General features: G+C 68.8%; 12 protein-coding genes. 3 read left to right on the forward strand and 9 right to left on the reverse strand.

The window, feature by feature from the left end:
• Positions 1-147: 147 nt before the first annotated feature.
• The 9 genes from ABD848_RS10145 to ABD848_RS10185 all read right to left on the reverse strand — a co-directional run bounded on the left by ABD848_RS10145 (position 148) and on the right by ABD848_RS10185 (position 10,972).
• On the reverse strand, positions 148-888 hold the full coding sequence (locus tag ABD848_RS10145; protein ID WP_344970154.1) for a (Fe-S)-binding protein: 741 nt from the start codon (positions 886-888) through the stop codon (positions 148-150).
• A gap of 8 nt (positions 889-896) precedes the next feature.
• Entirely contained in the window at positions 897-2,345 is a 1,449-nt protein-coding gene (locus ABD848_RS10150) for a rhamnulokinase (protein ID WP_344970157.1), read from the reverse strand.
• An 85-nt stretch (positions 2,346-2,430) separates the two neighbouring features.
• Positions 2,431-4,482 carry a bifunctional aldolase/short-chain dehydrogenase gene (locus ABD848_RS10155; RefSeq protein WP_344970160.1) on the reverse strand — a complete coding sequence of 684 codons (2,052 nt, stop codon included), beginning with the start codon at positions 4,480-4,482 and terminating at the stop codon, positions 2,431-2,433.
• A 65-nt stretch (positions 4,483-4,547) separates the two neighbouring features.
• Positions 4,548-5,714, reverse strand: a complete 1,167-nt coding sequence (gene rhaI, locus ABD848_RS10160) for an L-rhamnose isomerase (protein WP_344970162.1) — start codon at positions 5,712-5,714, stop codon at positions 4,548-4,550.
• Between the two features lie 206 nt (positions 5,715-5,920).
• A complete protein-coding gene (locus tag ABD848_RS10165; protein ID WP_344970164.1) occupies positions 5,921-6,238 on the reverse strand; it encodes an L-rhamnose mutarotase in 318 nt (105 codons plus the stop codon).
• 75 nt (positions 6,239-6,313) lie between these two features.
• Positions 6,314-7,390, reverse strand: coding sequence for a rhamnose ABC transporter substrate-binding protein (gene rhaS / locus ABD848_RS10170; RefSeq protein WP_344970167.1), 1,077 nt, complete (start codon positions 7,388-7,390; stop codon positions 6,314-6,316).
• Between the two features lie 45 nt (positions 7,391-7,435).
• Positions 7,436-8,482: an ABC transporter permease gene (locus ABD848_RS10175; RefSeq protein WP_344970170.1), complete on the reverse strand. Its 1,047-nt coding sequence runs from the start codon at positions 8,480-8,482 to the stop codon at positions 7,436-7,438.
• Positions 8,475-9,515: an ABC transporter permease gene (locus ABD848_RS10180; protein WP_344970173.1), complete on the reverse strand. Its 1,041-nt coding sequence runs from the start codon at positions 9,513-9,515 to the stop codon at positions 8,475-8,477. Before ABD848_RS10180 ends, ABD848_RS10175 begins: the two co-directional genes overlap by 8 nt.
• Positions 9,512-10,972 carry a sugar ABC transporter ATP-binding protein gene (locus tag ABD848_RS10185; protein WP_344970276.1) on the reverse strand — a complete coding sequence of 487 codons (1,461 nt, stop codon included), beginning with the start codon at positions 10,970-10,972 and terminating at the stop codon, positions 9,512-9,514. The genes ABD848_RS10180 and ABD848_RS10185 overlap by 4 nt, the downstream gene beginning before the upstream one ends.
• 355 nt (positions 10,973-11,327) lie before the next feature.
• Between ABD848_RS10185 and ABD848_RS10190 the strand changes: the two genes are divergently transcribed.
• The 3 genes from ABD848_RS10190 (at position 11,328) to ABD848_RS10200 (ending at position 15,103) form a co-directional block, all read left to right on the forward strand.
• On the forward strand, positions 11,328-12,374 hold the full coding sequence (locus ABD848_RS10190) for a LacI family DNA-binding transcriptional regulator (protein ID WP_344970176.1): 1,047 nt from the start codon (positions 11,328-11,330) through the stop codon (positions 12,372-12,374).
• A gap of 306 nt (positions 12,375-12,680) precedes the next feature.
• The gene (locus tag ABD848_RS10195; RefSeq protein ID WP_344970178.1) at positions 12,681-13,742 is read left to right on the forward strand and encodes a LacI family DNA-binding transcriptional regulator; all 1,062 of its coding nucleotides are present in this window, start codon (positions 12,681-12,683) and stop codon (positions 13,740-13,742) included.
• Between the two features lie 89 nt (positions 13,743-13,831).
• Entirely contained in the window at positions 13,832-15,103 is a 1,272-nt protein-coding gene (locus ABD848_RS10200; RefSeq protein ID WP_344970181.1) for a sugar ABC transporter substrate-binding protein, read from the forward strand.
• The last annotated feature ends 11 nt before the right edge of the window (positions 15,104-15,114 follow it).

A 15,114-nucleotide genomic window follows, 5' to 3' on the forward strand; every position in this document is an offset into this window, starting at 1 on the left:
CGCTATCCTCCTTTCGCGAAGTTGTCATCGCGGCTGCGAGCGCGCGCCGCGGGGGCAAACACCACGGCCGTCCCCGCGTGCGGGGCGGTCCGGCCGCCGGTGCTGCCAAGGGTGCGCTGCGGTCTGGCGCCCTCGAACCCGAACACCTCAAATGGTCACCGGTTCCTCTTCGGTTGAAGCCAGGATCTCGGCCAGGTGCATCACGCGCACCCCCGCCCGCTGGCGCCCCAGCATGCCCCCGATGTGCATCAGGCACGAGTTGTCCACCGCGCACAGCACTTCGGCTCCGGTCGCGGCGACGTGGCGGGCCTTGTCGGAGCCCATGGCGGTGGAGACCTCCGCGTTCTTGAGAGCGAACGTGCCGCCGAAGCCGCAACACTCGCTGGCCTCGGACAGCTCGACCAGCTCCAGCCCGCGTACGTGGCGCAGCAGGTGGATGGGCCGCTCACCCAGCCCCAGCAGCCGCAGTCCGTGGCAGGTGGGGTGGTAGGTCACCCGGTGGGGGAAGTAGGCCCCCACGTCGCTGACGCCGAGCACGTCCACCAGCAGCTCCGAAAGGTCATAGACCCGCGGGTGAAGCCGCTGCACCGCCGTGGCCAGCGGGCTGTCCGGTGCGCCCAGCCGCGGGTAGTTGTCGCGGATCATCCCCGCGCACGAGCCGGACGGGACGAGCACCGCGTCGGCGTCGGCGAAAGTCTCGACGAAGCGCACCGCCAGCCGCTGGGCGTCCTCGCGGTAGCCGGTGTTGTAGTGCATCTGCCCGCAGCACGTCTGGGCCCGAGGGAACACCACCTCGTGGCCCAATCGCTCCAGCAGCCGCACCACGGCCTTGCCCGTCTCGGGAAACAGCGTGTCGTTGACGCAGGTGACGAACAACGCGATCCGCATAGGCTCCCTCACTCCAGGCCGATACGCCGCGCGGCGCTGTCCCAGGCCCCACGGTCGCCGTGGGGCTCGTAGCGGCACAGGTTATGGGTCTCGTGCACGAGCCGGCGCAGCGGCGCGAGGTCGTCGGCCACCCCGTGGGCTTGCGCCTGCACCAACATATTTCCCACAGCGGTGGCCTCAACCGGACCCGCCACCACGGGCAGCCCCAGCGCGTCGGCGGTCCACTGGCACAGCAGCGCGTTGCGGGCACCCCCGCCCACCAGGTGCACGGTGCGCACCGAGCGGTCGGCGATCGCGGCGGCGCGGCGCAGCGCGTCGCGGTGGCCCAGTGCCAGGCTCTCCAACACGCACCGCACCAGCGCCGCCCGGTCGGCGGGAACGGGCTGGTCGGTTTCCCGACAGTAGGCGGCGATACGGTCGGGCATGTCGCCCGGCGGCAAAAACCGAGGGTCGCTGGGGTCGACCAGCGAGACGAACGGCGGGGCTTTGGCGGCCTCCTCCAGCAGGCCGGGCAGCTCCGCACTGCCCAGCCCCCATGTGCGCATGCTCTCCTGGAGCAGCCACAGCCCCATAATGTTGCGCAGGAACCGGGTGGTGCCGTCGACGCCCAGCTCGTTGGTGAAGTTGGCCGCGCGCGCATCCTCACTGGTCACCGGCTGTGGCAGTTCCAGCCCCGCCAGCGACCAGGTGCCGCACGAGACATAGCCGAACTCGCCGTCGACAGCGGGCACCCCGGCCACGGCCGAGGCGGTGTCGTGGGAGGCCACAGCGGTCACGCTGGTGTGCTCCAGGCCGGTGGCCCGGGCCACCTCCGGTCGTGGCCGCCCGATCACCGCGCCGGGCCGGCGCAGCGCGGGCAGCAGGTCGGGGTTGAGCCCCACGGCGGCGGCCACCTGCGGTGACCACTGGCGCGTGGTGACGTCGAGCAGCCCGGTCGTGGAGGCGTTGGTGACCTCGGCGCCGACGTTACCGGTCAGCCAATAGCCCAACAGGTCGGGGATGAGCAGCAGCGTCGCGGCGCCCTCCAGGGCAACACTGCCGCGCGCCGCCGCCACCTGGAACATCGTGTTGAACGGCTGGAACTGCAACCCGTTGGCCCGGTACAGTTCTGCCGCTCCGTACTCGGCCACCACGGTGGCGGCCACGGTCTCGGTACGGTCGTCGCGGTAGTGGTGGGGCAGGCCCAGCAGCGCGCCGCCGGCGTCGAGCAGACCGTAGTCCACCGCCCAGGCGTCGATCCCCACACTCGTGGGACCGTGGGAGGCGGCCATGGCCAGCCCGCGCAGGATCTCCTGGTAGATGGCGGCGATGTTCCAGTGCAGCCCGCTGGGCAGTCGCACGGGGTCGTTGGCGAACCGGTGGACTTCGGTCAGTCGCAGTTCATCGCGCCCCACTCGGCCGACGAGGACACGTCCACTGGAGGCGCCGAGGTCGACCGCTGTCAGGGTTTGCGGCAAAGCGCACCTCGAAAGAGCAGGCGGACCCGACCGGGCGGCGACCCGGCCGGGTCCGGGAACGTCACAAGGGTCACTGGCGATACGCCTAGCGCAGGAAGGCCGCGGCGACACCGGCGTCCACGGGAACGTGCAGCCCGGTGGTGTGGCTCAACTCCCCGCTGGTCAGCGCGAACACCGCGTTGGCCACGTTCTCGGGCAGCACTTCGCGCTTGAGTAGCGTGCGTTGAGCGTAGAACTCGCCGAGCTTCTCCTCGGGCACGCCGTAGACCGCGGCGCGCTGGGCGCCCCACCCGCCGGCGAAGATCCCCGAACCGCGCACCACCCCATCGGGGTTGACGCCGTTGACGCGGATGCGGTGCTCGCCCAGTTCGGCGGCCAACAGTCGCACTTGGTGGGCCTGGTCGGCCTTGGCCGAACCGTAGGCGATGTTGTTCGGTCCGGCGAACACGCCGTTCTTGCTGGCGATGTAGACGATGTCGCCGCCCATGTCCTGCTCGACGAGGATGCGGGCGGCCTCGCGCGCCACCAGAAACGAGCCGCGCGCCATAACGCCGTGCTGGATGTCCCAGTCGGCTTCGGTGGTCTCCAGCAACGGCTTGGAGATCGACAGGCCGGCGTTGTTGACCACCAGGTCCACGCCGCCGAAGGCCAGCACGGTCTCCCGCAGCGCCGCGGCCACCGCGTCGGGGTCGGTGACGTCGACGGTGACCGGCACCGCCACGTCGCTGGTGCCGATCTCAGCGGCGACCTCGCCGGCGGCGGCCCCGTCGCGGTCGGCCACGGCCACACACGCCCCCTCGGCGGCCAGCCGGTGGGCGATGGCGCGCCCGATACCCGAGCCGCCGCCGGTGACCAGCGCCACCCGCGTGGCCAGCGGCTTGGGCGCCGGCATGCGCCGCAGCTTGGCCTCTTCCAGTTCCCAGTACTCGATCCGGAACTTCTCGGCCTCGTCGATGGGGGCGTAGCGGGAGATCGTCTCGGCGCCGCGCATCACGTTGATGGCGTTGACGTAGAACTCGCCGGCCACCCGCGCGGTCTGTTTGTCCTTGCCGAAGGAGAACATTCCCACCCCCGGCACCAGCACGATCGCGGGGTCGGCGCCGCGCATGGGCGGGGAGTCGGCGTCGGCGTGGCGCTCGTAGTAGGCGCGGTAGTCCTCGCGGTAGGCCGCGTGCAGCTCCTTGAGCCGCGCGATGGCCTCCTCCACCGGGGCGTGCGGGCTCACGTCGAGCACCAGCGGGCGCACCTTCGTGCGCAGGAAGTGGTCGGGGCAGGAGGTGCCCAGCGCAGCCAGGCGCGGGTGCTCGGAGCGGGAGACGAAGTCCAGCACCGCCTCGGAGTCGGTGTAGTGGCCCACCTGTGGCCGGTCGGTCGAGGCCAGCCCCCGCACCACCGGCAGCAGCGCGGCGGCTCGGGCGCGGCGCTGCTCCTCGGGCAGCGCGGCGTAGCCGTCGATGACCTCACCGAAGGGGTGGGAGCTGGGAGTGGCGCGTTCGTCGATGAAGCGTTCGGCCGAACGGATGATCTCCAGCGAGTTGGCTTCGCACTCCTCACTGGTGGCACCCCAGGCGGTGATGCCGTGCCCGCCCAGCACCACGCCGATCGCCTGCGGGTTGTCGCGTTTGATCGCGGCGATGTCCAGCCCCAACTGGAAGCCGGGCCGCCGCCACGGCACCCAGGCGACACGGTCGCCGAAGCACTCCGCCGTCAGCTTCTCGCCCTCGGCCGCGCACGCCAGCGCGATCCCGGAGTCGGGGTGCAGGTGGTCAACGTGGTCGGCCTCGACCAGCCCGTGCATAGCGGTATCGATGGAGGGGGCGGCACCGCCCTTGCCGTGGGCGCAGTAGTCGAAAGCCGCCACCATCTCGTCCTCGCGCTCGATACCGGGGTAGACCCCCGGCAGCGCGCGCATCCGGTCCAGGCGTAGCACCGCCAGCCCGGACTCTTGAAGCGTTCCCAGGTCACCCCCGGAACCCTTCACCCACATCAGCTCGACCGACTCGCCCGTGACCGGGTCGGTGGCCTCACCTTTGGCGGAGGCGTTACCTCCGGCGTAGTTCGTGTTGCGCGAATCCGAGCCCAGCCGGTGTGAGCGCTGTAGCAGCGCCGACACCGCAGGGTGCGTCTGCTCGGCCATGGTCTCTTTTCCCTCAAAGACGGTGGTGGTCGGTTCTGGTTGCGCCGCGGCGGCCGGGCGCCGGGTCAGGCTCCCCAGCCGGCCTGCTCACCACCGACCCGGTCGGCGGCGATCTTTTCGGCGTACCCCGAGGCGGCAAAAGCCGCCATGGGGTCGGCGTCCAGGCCCTGCTGTTCGCGCAACTGCGCCAGCATCGGCCGCACGTCGGTGTTGTAGGCGTCCATCAAGACGGCGTTGGCGCCCAGCACGTCCCCGGCGCGCTGGGCCTGCTCCAGCGCCTCGGTGTCGACCAGCAGCGCCTTGGCGGTGGCCTCCTGGGCATTGAGCACCGAACGGATCTGGCCGGGGATTTTGGGCTCGATGTTGTGGCACTGGTCGAGCATGAAGGCGATGCCGGCCTCGGGGGCGTAGCCGCCGCCGCGCACCACCTCGTACATGATCCGGAACAGTTGGAAGGGGTCGGCGGCCCCCACCATGAGGTCGTCGTCGGCGTAGAAGCGCGAATTGAAGTCGAAGCCGCCCAGCTTGTTCTCGCGCAGCAGGAAGGCGACGATGAATTCGATGTTGGTGCCGGGGGCGTGGTGGCCGGTGTCGACCACCACCTGGGCCTTGTCGCCCAGCTTCAGGCAGTGGGCGTAGGCGGTCCCCCAGTCGGGCACGTCGGTGGTGTAGAAAGCCGGCTCGAACAGCTTGTACTCCAGCAGCATGCGCTGGTTGGGTCCCAGACGCTCGTAGACAGCCGCCAGTGCCTCGGCCAGCCGGTCCTGGCGGGCGCGGATGTCGTCTTGGCCGGGGTAGTTGGTGCCGTCGGCGAACCACAGCTTGAGGTCGCGCGAACCGGTGGCGTCCATGATGTCGACGCATTCGAGCAGGTGGTCCAGCGCCTTGCGCCGCACCCGCGGGTCGGGGTTGGTGACGCTGCCCAGCTTGTAGTCGTTGTCCTGGAAGACGTTGGAGTTGATCGTGCCCAGCCGCACGCCCAGGTGGCGGGCGTAGTCGGCCAGTTGGGCGTAGTCGTCCACGGTGTCCCAGGGAATGTGCAGCGCCACGCTGGGGGCGATGCCGGTGTAGCGGTGCACTTGGGCGGCGTCGGCGATCTTCTCCTGCGGGGTGCGGGGCACTCCGGCCTGGGGGAAGACCTTGAACCGGGTTCCGCTGTTGCCGAACGCCCACGACGGCAGTTCGATGGCTTGCCCTCGCAGCGCGGATGTGACGGCTTCGGAGGCGGTCATGTCGGGAGGCTCCTGCTCATCTCAGTCAACACATAGCCATTATAACGTTTCAAAAGTGGCGCCACGGAGTGATAGTTCGTTGGGGTTCCCCATCCTATGGCTTCGTTGCGGTTCCTCTCCTATAAATGGTAAGGGCTTTCCCGAGAAAAAAGATGAATCGTTTTCCTGTGAGGTGGGAAGCAGTGCGTACCCCCGGGGCGCAGCGCTCAATCCAGGTGGAAGACCTCCGTCAACGGCACCATCCCCTCGTCGGGACGGCCCGACAGGTTCTCGAAGAACGGCGCCATTTCGGCCTGCCACCGCGCGTTGACCTCGGTTCGTTCCATCGCCGCTTGGGCCGTCGCGAAATCCTCGGTCTCCAAATAGCCCACGAGCAGCCCATCGTCGTTGCAGAACAGGGAGTAGTTATGCCAGCCGGCCTCGCGCAGCGCCGCGAGCATCTCGGGCCAAACCCGGCTATGGCGCTCGCGGTACTCCTCCAGCCGCTCGGGCTTGACCTTCAGCAGGAAGCACACGCGCTGCATCGTCTCTCCTCACCCGTGTCACGGCCACACCGGGTGGGAGCGCAGCCGCGCGGCTGCGCTCCCACCTCCGGCGCTTTAGAAGTCGTAGTCGTCGATGTTGTCGGCGTTGAACACCGTCGGCGGTCCCAGGACGATCTCGCCCTCGGCGCCGATCTCGTACTCACCGAGCCGGCCCGCCTCGAAGGTCTGGCCCTCCTCACCGGTGATCTGGCCCGCCGCTAGCGCGGCCCCGGTGTAGGCCGCCAGGTAGCCCAGGTTCTTGGGGTCCCACAGCGCGAACTCTTCGACGGTGCCGTCTTTGACGTACTCGCGCATCTGGTTGGGGGTGCCCAAGCCGGTGAGCTTGACATCGCCTTTGTACTCGGAGGTGCTCAGGTAGCGCGCCGCCGCGGCCAGCCCCACCGTCGTCGGTGAGACCACGCCCGCCAGGTCAGGGTGAGTCTGCATCAAGCCCTGCATCTCCTGGAACGACTTCTGGTCGTCGTCGTTGCCGTAGACGGTGTCGACCACCTCGATGCCCTCGTACTCGGGCGTGGCCAGTTCTTCCTCCATCAGCTCCAACCACGTGTTCTGGTTGGTGGCGTTGGGGGTGGCCGACAGGAAGGCGATCTCGCCCTCCCCGCCGATCTGCTCGGCGATCATCTCCACCTGCACCAGTGCCAGCCCCTCGGCCGAGGCCTGGTTGACGAAGGCGTCGCGGCATTCGGGGTCGGTGTCGGAGTCGTAGGTCACGATCGCGCTGCCGGCCTCGCGCGCCTGCTGGAGCGCGCCGCACACCGCACTGGGGTCGTTGGCGGCCGTGACGATCACGTCGCTTCCTTGCTGGCTCAGCGTGTTGATGTAGCTGACCTGCGAGGAGGCGTTGGCGTCGGAGGGGCCTACCTCCTTGTACTCTCCGCCCAGCTCCGCAACGGCCTCCTCACCGCCGCTGTTGGCGTAGGTGAAGTAGGGGTTGTTGAGCTGCTTGGGCAAGAAGCTGATCGCCAGCCCCTCCGGGATGGTGGCGTTGGGGTCGGCCTCGGTGGTGGGGCCGCTGCTGCTGCCGGAGTCCTCAGCGCTGCCGCGCGTCGTACCACCGCAGCCGGCGGTGGCAAGCATGACGCCGGCCAGCGCGCAGGCCATCACGCCATGGTGGAGTCGAAAATGTGGCATGGGTACCTCATGGGATGCGTTACGGGAATCGGGTGAGGGAGCGGCTTAGCGTCGCCCCGGTGGGCCGGTCGGCTTGCGTCGCGACCGCAGCCGCGCCGCGAGGTTGGGCGCGACGACGGAGACGACCAGTAGCATTCCGGTGACGATGGACAGCGTGTCTGAGGAGACATCGGCCAGCCGCAAGGCGTTGCGGATCGTGCCCAGCAGCAGTACACCGCCGAGCACGCCAGGCAGGGCACCAGTGCCGCCGAAGATCGACACCCCGCCCAGCAGCACGGCGGCCACCACCGACAGTTCCAGCCCGAAGGCGTTGTCGGCGCGGGCACTGCCGTACTGCAACGTCCAGAAGATGCCGGCCAGGGAGGCGACCGTACCGGTGGCCACGAACAGCCACAGCTTGGTCCAGCGCACGGAGACACCGGAGAAGCGGGTCGCCTCGGCGTTGTTGCCGATCGCATACAGCGAGCGGCCAAGGGGAGTGGCATGCAGCAGCACGCCGAAGGCCAGGGCCAACCCCAGGATCAGCACGCCGATCCAGGGGATCGAGGTTCCCGGAACGGGGGCGGTGGCCCCACCGGTCCAGGAGAAGGGGAAGTCGGCCACGGCGCGGTCGCCCAGCACCACGTAGGCCAACCCGCGGTAGAGCGCCATCGTGCCGATCGTGACCGCCAGCGAGGGCAACCCCACCACCGTCACGAGCACGCCGTTGACCGCGCCCAGCACCGCGCCCAAAGCCACACACAGCGGTACGATCGTCTCCAGCGGCAGTCCCATGACCCACAGTTGGCCCATGACCGCGCTGGTCAGGCCCAGGGTGCTGGCCACCGACAGGTCGATCTCACCGGTGATGATGACCAGGGTCATCGGCAGGGCGATCAGCGCGATCGCGGCGATGTCCAGGATCAAAAACCCGGCGTTGCGCCCACTGGCGAAGCCGTCGACGAACACAGCCGCCGCCAGGATCGACACCACCAGCGCGCCGATGATGGAGCCTTCCCGGCTGACCAGCATCGACCGCAGCGCCCGGCCTCGCCGCGGCGGTTCGGACGGGGCCGTGGCCGTGCTGTCGGCCGGGGTGGTGACCTCAGGCACCACTGCTCTCACCTCCTCGGAGCCGGCGGGCGGTGCGCACCGCCAGTAGCCGGTCCATGCCGATCGCGACGAGGATGAGCAGGCCAACAACGGCCTGCTGCCAAAAGGCGTTGACTTGCAGGATCGGCAGCGCCGAGCCGATCGTGGTGAGCAGCACCGCGCCCAGCGCGGCGCCGTAGACCGTGCCGCTGCCGCCGAAGATCGCCACGCCGCCCACCACGGCCGCGGCCACCACCTCCAGCTCCAGGCCGGTGCCCACAGTGGCGTCGAGGGTGCCAAAGCGCGCGGCGTAGAGAACGCCGGCCAGCCCGGCCAACGCGCCGTTGGCGATGAAGGCCCCCAGGACCCGCCGGTCCACCGGGATACCGCTCAGCCGGGCCGCCTGCGGTTCGGAGCCGATGGCGTACAGTTCGCGCCCGCTGCGGTAGGAGCCCAAGTACCAACCGGCGCCCAGGACCACGGCCACCGCGATGACCGCCGGCAGCGGTATCCCCAGCAGGCTGGTGCGGCCGATGCCCAAGAACTCCTCGGGCATGTCGGCGGCGTTGATCTGGGTCCCCGAGGCCCACCAGTGGTCGATACCGCGGAAGACATACAGCGTGCCGAGGGTGACCACCAGCGCCGGCACCCGCGCTGTGGCTACCAGCGTGCCGTTGACCAGGCCACAGGCCGCTCCCACGAGCACGCCGGCCAGCGCCACCAGCACAATCGGCAGTGAGGGGAAGGAGACGAACAGCGTTCCCACCGCAAAGGCCGACAGGCCCAGGATCGAGCCCACCGACAGGTCCACGCAGCGGGTGACGATGACCATGGTCTGGCCCACGGCCAGGATGGTCAGCAAGGTCGCGCCCAGCAGCAGGTCATCGATGCTCTGCGACGACAGGAACCCCGGGTTGACCAGGGTGGTGATCACCACCAGCAGCACCAGGGCCAGCAGGATGCCCAGCTCGCGCGCTTGCCGGAGCCGGCGGCTAGAGCGGGGGTCGCCGCCGCCGTGCTCCTCCAACGGGGTCTCGGTGACGGGGGTGCTCATGCGGCGCTGCCCTCCTGCTCCTGGCCAGTGGCGGCGTACATGACCGTTTCCTCGGTGGCCTGCGAGCGGGACAGTTCGGCGCTGATGCGTCCTTCGTGCATCACCAGCACCCGGTCGGCCATGCCCAACACCTCGGGCAGCTCGCTGGAGACCATCAGGACCGCCATCCCCTGCCCCGCCAGCTCCGAGAGCAGCCGGTGGACCTCGGCCTTGGTGCCCACGTCGATGCCGCGGGTGGGCTCGTCGACGATGAGCACGTGCGGCTCGGTGGCCAGCCACTTCGCCAGCACCACCTTCTGCTGGTTGCCGCCCGACAGGGTCGAGACCAGGTCGCTGAGGTGCCCGGCTTTGACCTGGAGGCGATCGGTCCACGTGCGGGCGGCCCGCTCCTCAGCGCGGCGCCACAGCAGCCCGAAGCGGCTCAGCGCCCAGCGCCGCGTCAAGGTGGCGTTGCGCTCCACCGACATCTCCATGACCAGCCCCTGCTGGCGACGGTCTTCGGGCACGAGCGCGATCCCGGCCGCCATCGCAGCCGCGGGACGCCCCGCAGTCAGCTTGGTACCGCCGACCCGCACCGTTCCGGCGTCGTAGCCGTCGACGCCAAAGATCGCGCGCACCACCTCGCTGCGCCCGGCCCCCACCAGGCCGGCCAGCGCGACGATCTCCCCGCTGCGCACCGAGAAGTTCACATCGGAGAACACGCCGGTGCGGGTGAGCCCCGCAACGTCGAGAACGACCTCGCCCACGTCGGTCTCCTGCTTGGGGAACAGGGCGGTGACGTCGCGGCCCACCATGCTGCGCACGACCGCGTCCACGGTCAGTTCCGCGGTGGGCTCGGTCGAGATGTAGCGGCCGTCGCGCATCACGGTGATCCGGTCGCACAAGGCGAAAACCTCGTCGAAGCGGTGGGAGATGAACAGCACCGCCGCCCCGTTGTCGCGCAGCGACCGCGCCACCGCGAACAGGCGCTCCACCTCGATTCCCGACAGCGCTGCCGTGGGCTCGTCCATGATCAGCACCCGAGCGTCGAAGGACAGCGCCTTGGCGATCTCCACCAGTTGCTGGTCGGCGATGGACAGCCCGCGTGCGGGACGGTCGGGGTCGATGTGCACCCCCAACCGGGCGAACAGCCGGTTGGTCGCGGCGCGCATGGCCGAGCGGTCGATGCGCCGGCCACGGCCCAACGGTTGGCGTCGGATGAAGATGTTCTCGGCGACCGAGAGGTCGGGGAAGAGGGTGGGCTCTTGGTAGATCACGGCCACGCCCGCTCGCTGCGCGTCGGCGGGACCGGCGAACACGGTGGGCTGGCCGTCGACCTCGATGTGGCCCTCATCGGGCTGGTGCACGCCGGCGATCGTCTTGACCAGCGTGGATTTTCCCGCCCCGTTCTCGCCGCACAGCGCGTGGATTTCGCCCGCGCGCAACTCCAGCGAAACGCCCTGGAGAGCCTTGACCATCCCGAAGGACTTGGCCGCCTCGACCAGAGCCAGCGGCGGGGGTGCCGGCGAAGGCTGTGTGCCCACGGCGCCCTCCTTGCCATCAGGGTCACTGCTTGCCGCAGCAATACCAAAAACGTTTTAAGTCAATGAGGACGTTAGGTGGGCCACATGCGTACGTCAAGTGGATGACGCCAATGTTGACATCGTGTGACTTAATCGATGTCTGGCGCGTGCACACCGTAGTTATCGTCGATAGGGCTCTACAAGGTATGATCTAGTTCACGAGCATATATTGACACGTTTCAAACCCCCCTTTGTGACGATGAGCCGCCGGAGGAAACCATCCGGCCCAGCACGCCCGGGAGTAGCACCCTTGTCCTCGTCTGACGACGCGAAACGGCCCGTTGGCATCAACGACGTGGCGGCTCACGCCGGTGTCTCGCCGGGCACGGTCTCCAACGTCCTCAACCGTCCCGAGCGGGTGGCCGAGAGCACGCGCGAGCGGGTCGAGCGCGCCATCCGCGAACTCGACTACGTGCGCAACTCCTCGGGACGCAGCCTGCGCTCTGGCCGTACCGACTCGGTGGGCATGCTCGTTCTCGACGTCACCAACCCCTTCTTCACCCAGGTCGCGCGCGGCGTCGAAGACGAGGCCACCGAGGAAGGGCTGGCGGTGGTGCTGCTCAACTCCGCTGAGCAGGCCCAGCGGCAGCGCCAGTCGTTGCGGCTGCTAGCCGAGCAGCGCGCGGCCGGCGCCGTCGTCATGCCCGTTGACAGCGATGCCGCCGACCTGCTCTGGCTACGCAAGCAGGGCGTGCCGTGGGTGTTGCTGGACCGCGGCGACGTCACCGAGGACCTGGCGTGCAGCGTCTCGGTGGACAACCACGCCGGCGGCATCGCCGCGGGACGCCACCTCATCAACCTCGGCCACGAACAGGTGAGCTTCCTCAGCGGGCCGCTCAGCATGGAGCAGTGCCGCACCCGGTTGGCCGGATTGCGCGCGGCCATGGCCGAGAGCGGCCTCGATCCCGACGCCGCCGTTCGCGTGATCGAAAACGAACAGCTCAACGCCGAATGCGGAGAGAAGTCGGTCGAGGAGGTGCTGGCCGGAGGGCCAAGGCGGCGCCCCCAAGCCGTGTTCTGCGCCAACGACCAGCTTGCCCTGGGACTGCTCAAAGGACTGGGGGGCCGCGGGTTGACCTCTCCGGGAGACCTGTCCGTGGTCGGCTACGACGACGTCGACGTGGCGGCGCTGGTCCACCCCGGGCTGACCACCGTCGCCCAGCCCAAATACGAACTGGGTCGCGCCGCGATGCGGCTGCTGCTGTCCGAACTCAACGACGCTGAACACCGCCATGAACGACTGCGCTTTGCCCCCGAGCTCATCGTGCGCGGTTCCACCGCCGCCTACCGCGAGTAAGTGCTGCATGCGCGCTAGGACAAGGCTCGACAACGCCCGGCGCCGGCCTTGCCTTCAATGCCACCGGTATCACCGCCCACCGTCCTGCCCCTTTTGAAGGCGGGGCGGCGGCGTTTCGTGAGCTGGCCACTACGGGGGAGGGATCGTTCATAACGATTCCCGTTGCCCGGCCCAAGCGTTGGCAGGAAATCTCGGGGCAATGCTTGCGTTACGTGTGACCTGCACACTATGTTCTCTTTCACGCCGTCGAAGCGCTTCGAAATCGTGTCGCGGTTATCGACTGCTTTCGCTCGCCGAGGAGGAGCCATGGTGACCATCGCTGACGTCGCCCGCCATGCGGGGGTCTCTATCAGCACGGTCTCTTATGTGCTGTCGGGCAAGCGCTCCATCTCCGCCGACACCGAACGCAAGGTCCGCGACTCCATTCATGACCTGGGTTATCAGCCCAACGCTGGAGCGCGGGCGCTGGCCAGTAGCAAGAGCAACGTGCTCGCCCTCGTGGTGCCGCTGCGCTCCGACATGAACTTGCCGGTGCTGATGCAGTTCGCCACTGGTGTCGTCACCGCGGCCCGGGCCCACGAGCACGACGTGCTGCTGCTGACCCAGGATGAAGGGGTGGCCGGGCTGCGGCGCGTGGCCGGGACCGCTCTGACCGATGCGATTATCGTCATGGACGTCGAACAGCGCGATCCGCGGATCGACGTCCTGCGACGGCTCCACCAGCCCAGTGTCCTCATCGGCGTCCCTGAGGAACCGTCGGGACTGGCCTGTGTCGATCTCGACTTCGCCGCCGCCGGCGGCGAGTGCGTCGACCATCTGTGCGACCTTGGGCATCGCAGTCTCGGCTTCATCGGAGCACCCACCCCTGTCTATGAGCGCGGCACAAGCTTCGCTCGGCGTACTTTGGCCGGTTTCCAGTCGGCCGCCGAGCGGCGGGGGGTCGCCGCGGCGAGCGTGGCCTGCGATCCAAGCTATGCCGGGGTTCGGGATGCCCTAGCCGAGCTACGGGCCAAAACGCCCGACCTGACCGGCGTGATCGTCCACAACGAGGACGCCCTCGCGCCGCTACTCGACATCGTCCAAGCTGAGGGCAGTGCCATCCCCGACGATCTCTCCATCGTCGCCATCTGCCCCGACCAGCACGCCCAGAACCTGCCCGTGCCCGTCAGCGCCGTGACCATACCGACCGAGGAGATCGCCCGCAACGCGGTCGAGATGGTCATGCACGCCCTCGACTCGGGGATGGACGCCGAGGTCCGGCTGTTATCGCCGGAGTTGCACATACGGGCGAGTTCTGGACCGGCTCCCGTATCGGCCCCGAGGGAAGCCAACGCCGCGTCACCGGACACGGACCAAGCACGACCCTAGCGGCCTGCTGAGATAACTATCAGCCGCCTTGTTGTCGAAGCGCTTCGACAAATTCTGGTTCACCCATAACAGGCTTTGAGGAATTCTCTATGAACACCTCCACCACGGCCGGCCAGCCGCCGGTTCCACCATCCCCTCGCCGTCACCTGCTGGCACTGGGGGCTCTCACGTCCGCCGCGGCCATGGTCCTCAGCGGTTGTGCTTCGGAGTCCGGCGATGGGACCTCGGCCTCGACGACCATCACCGAGCTGGACTACTACACCGACGAGCAGGGCAGTGCCGCCTGGCACGAGGCGCTGTCGACGTGTGAGAACCAGACCGGTGTCACCGTGGAGCGCCAGGAGGTCCCTCCCGACCAGATGTTGCAGCAGGTGCTGCAACAAGTCGGCTCCAACTCGCTGCCCGATTTGATCTTCATCGACAACCCGCAGTTGCAGCAGGTCGCAGAGACGGGCGCGCTCACCCCACTGTCGGACTACACCATCGACACCGAGGGCTACTACGACAGCATCACCGAGGCCGGAACCTACGAGGGGCAACTCTACGGCCTGGCGCCCGGCGTCAACGGACTCGCGCTGTTCTACAACAAGACCTACTTCCAGGAAGCCGGCATCGAGCCGCCCACCACCTGGGAGGAGCTCAGCTCGGCCGCGGCCGAGCTCACCACCGGCGACCGCTACGGCCTGGCCTTCTCGGCCATTGACGGCGAGGAGGGCACTTGGCAGTTCCTGCCGTTCTTCTGGAGTAACGGCGCCCAGCTCGACGAGCTGGACTCGCCCGAGGCCGTTGAGGCGCTGGGCTACGTCACCGGCCTCGTGGAAGAGGGCTCGGTGTCGTCCTCGGTGCTGGAGTGGAACCAAAACGACGTCGCCGACCAGTTCGTGGCCGGCCACACCGCCATGATGGTCAACGGTTCCTGGAACCTGGCCCGATTGCAGGAGGAGCAGGAGCTGGACTACGGAGTCGTGCCGATTCCGGTTCCCGAGGCCGGCGACGAGCCCGTAGTCGCGCTCGGCGGCGAGGTGGGCGCCATCCCCGCGACCGACCCGGAGAGCCAGGAGGCCGCCGCCCAGGTCCTGGACTGCCTCCTCTCGCCCGACGTGCTCATGGACTGGAGCTCCTCCCACGCCTATGTGCCGGCGCGCGAGGAGTTGGCCCAGACCATGGCCGAGGACAACGAGCAGATGGCGCCCTTCGTCGAGGAGGTCGCCACCGCGCGCTCGCGCACCAGTGAACTCGGCAGCTCCTACCCCGACACCTCCTCGGCGCTGATCAAGGCGGTACAGAGCGCGCTGGTGGGCGACCAGTCCCCGGCTGAGGCTCTGGCCACAGCCCAGGAGTCGGTCGCCGGCGAGTCCTGACCCGCCCCGCC

Origin of the sequence: Salinactinospora qingdaonensis, assembly GCF_039539445.1 — a bacterium.
In the GTDB taxonomy this organism is placed as follows: Bacteria; Actinomycetota; Actinomycetes; order Streptosporangiales; family Streptosporangiaceae; genus Salinactinospora; species Salinactinospora qingdaonensis.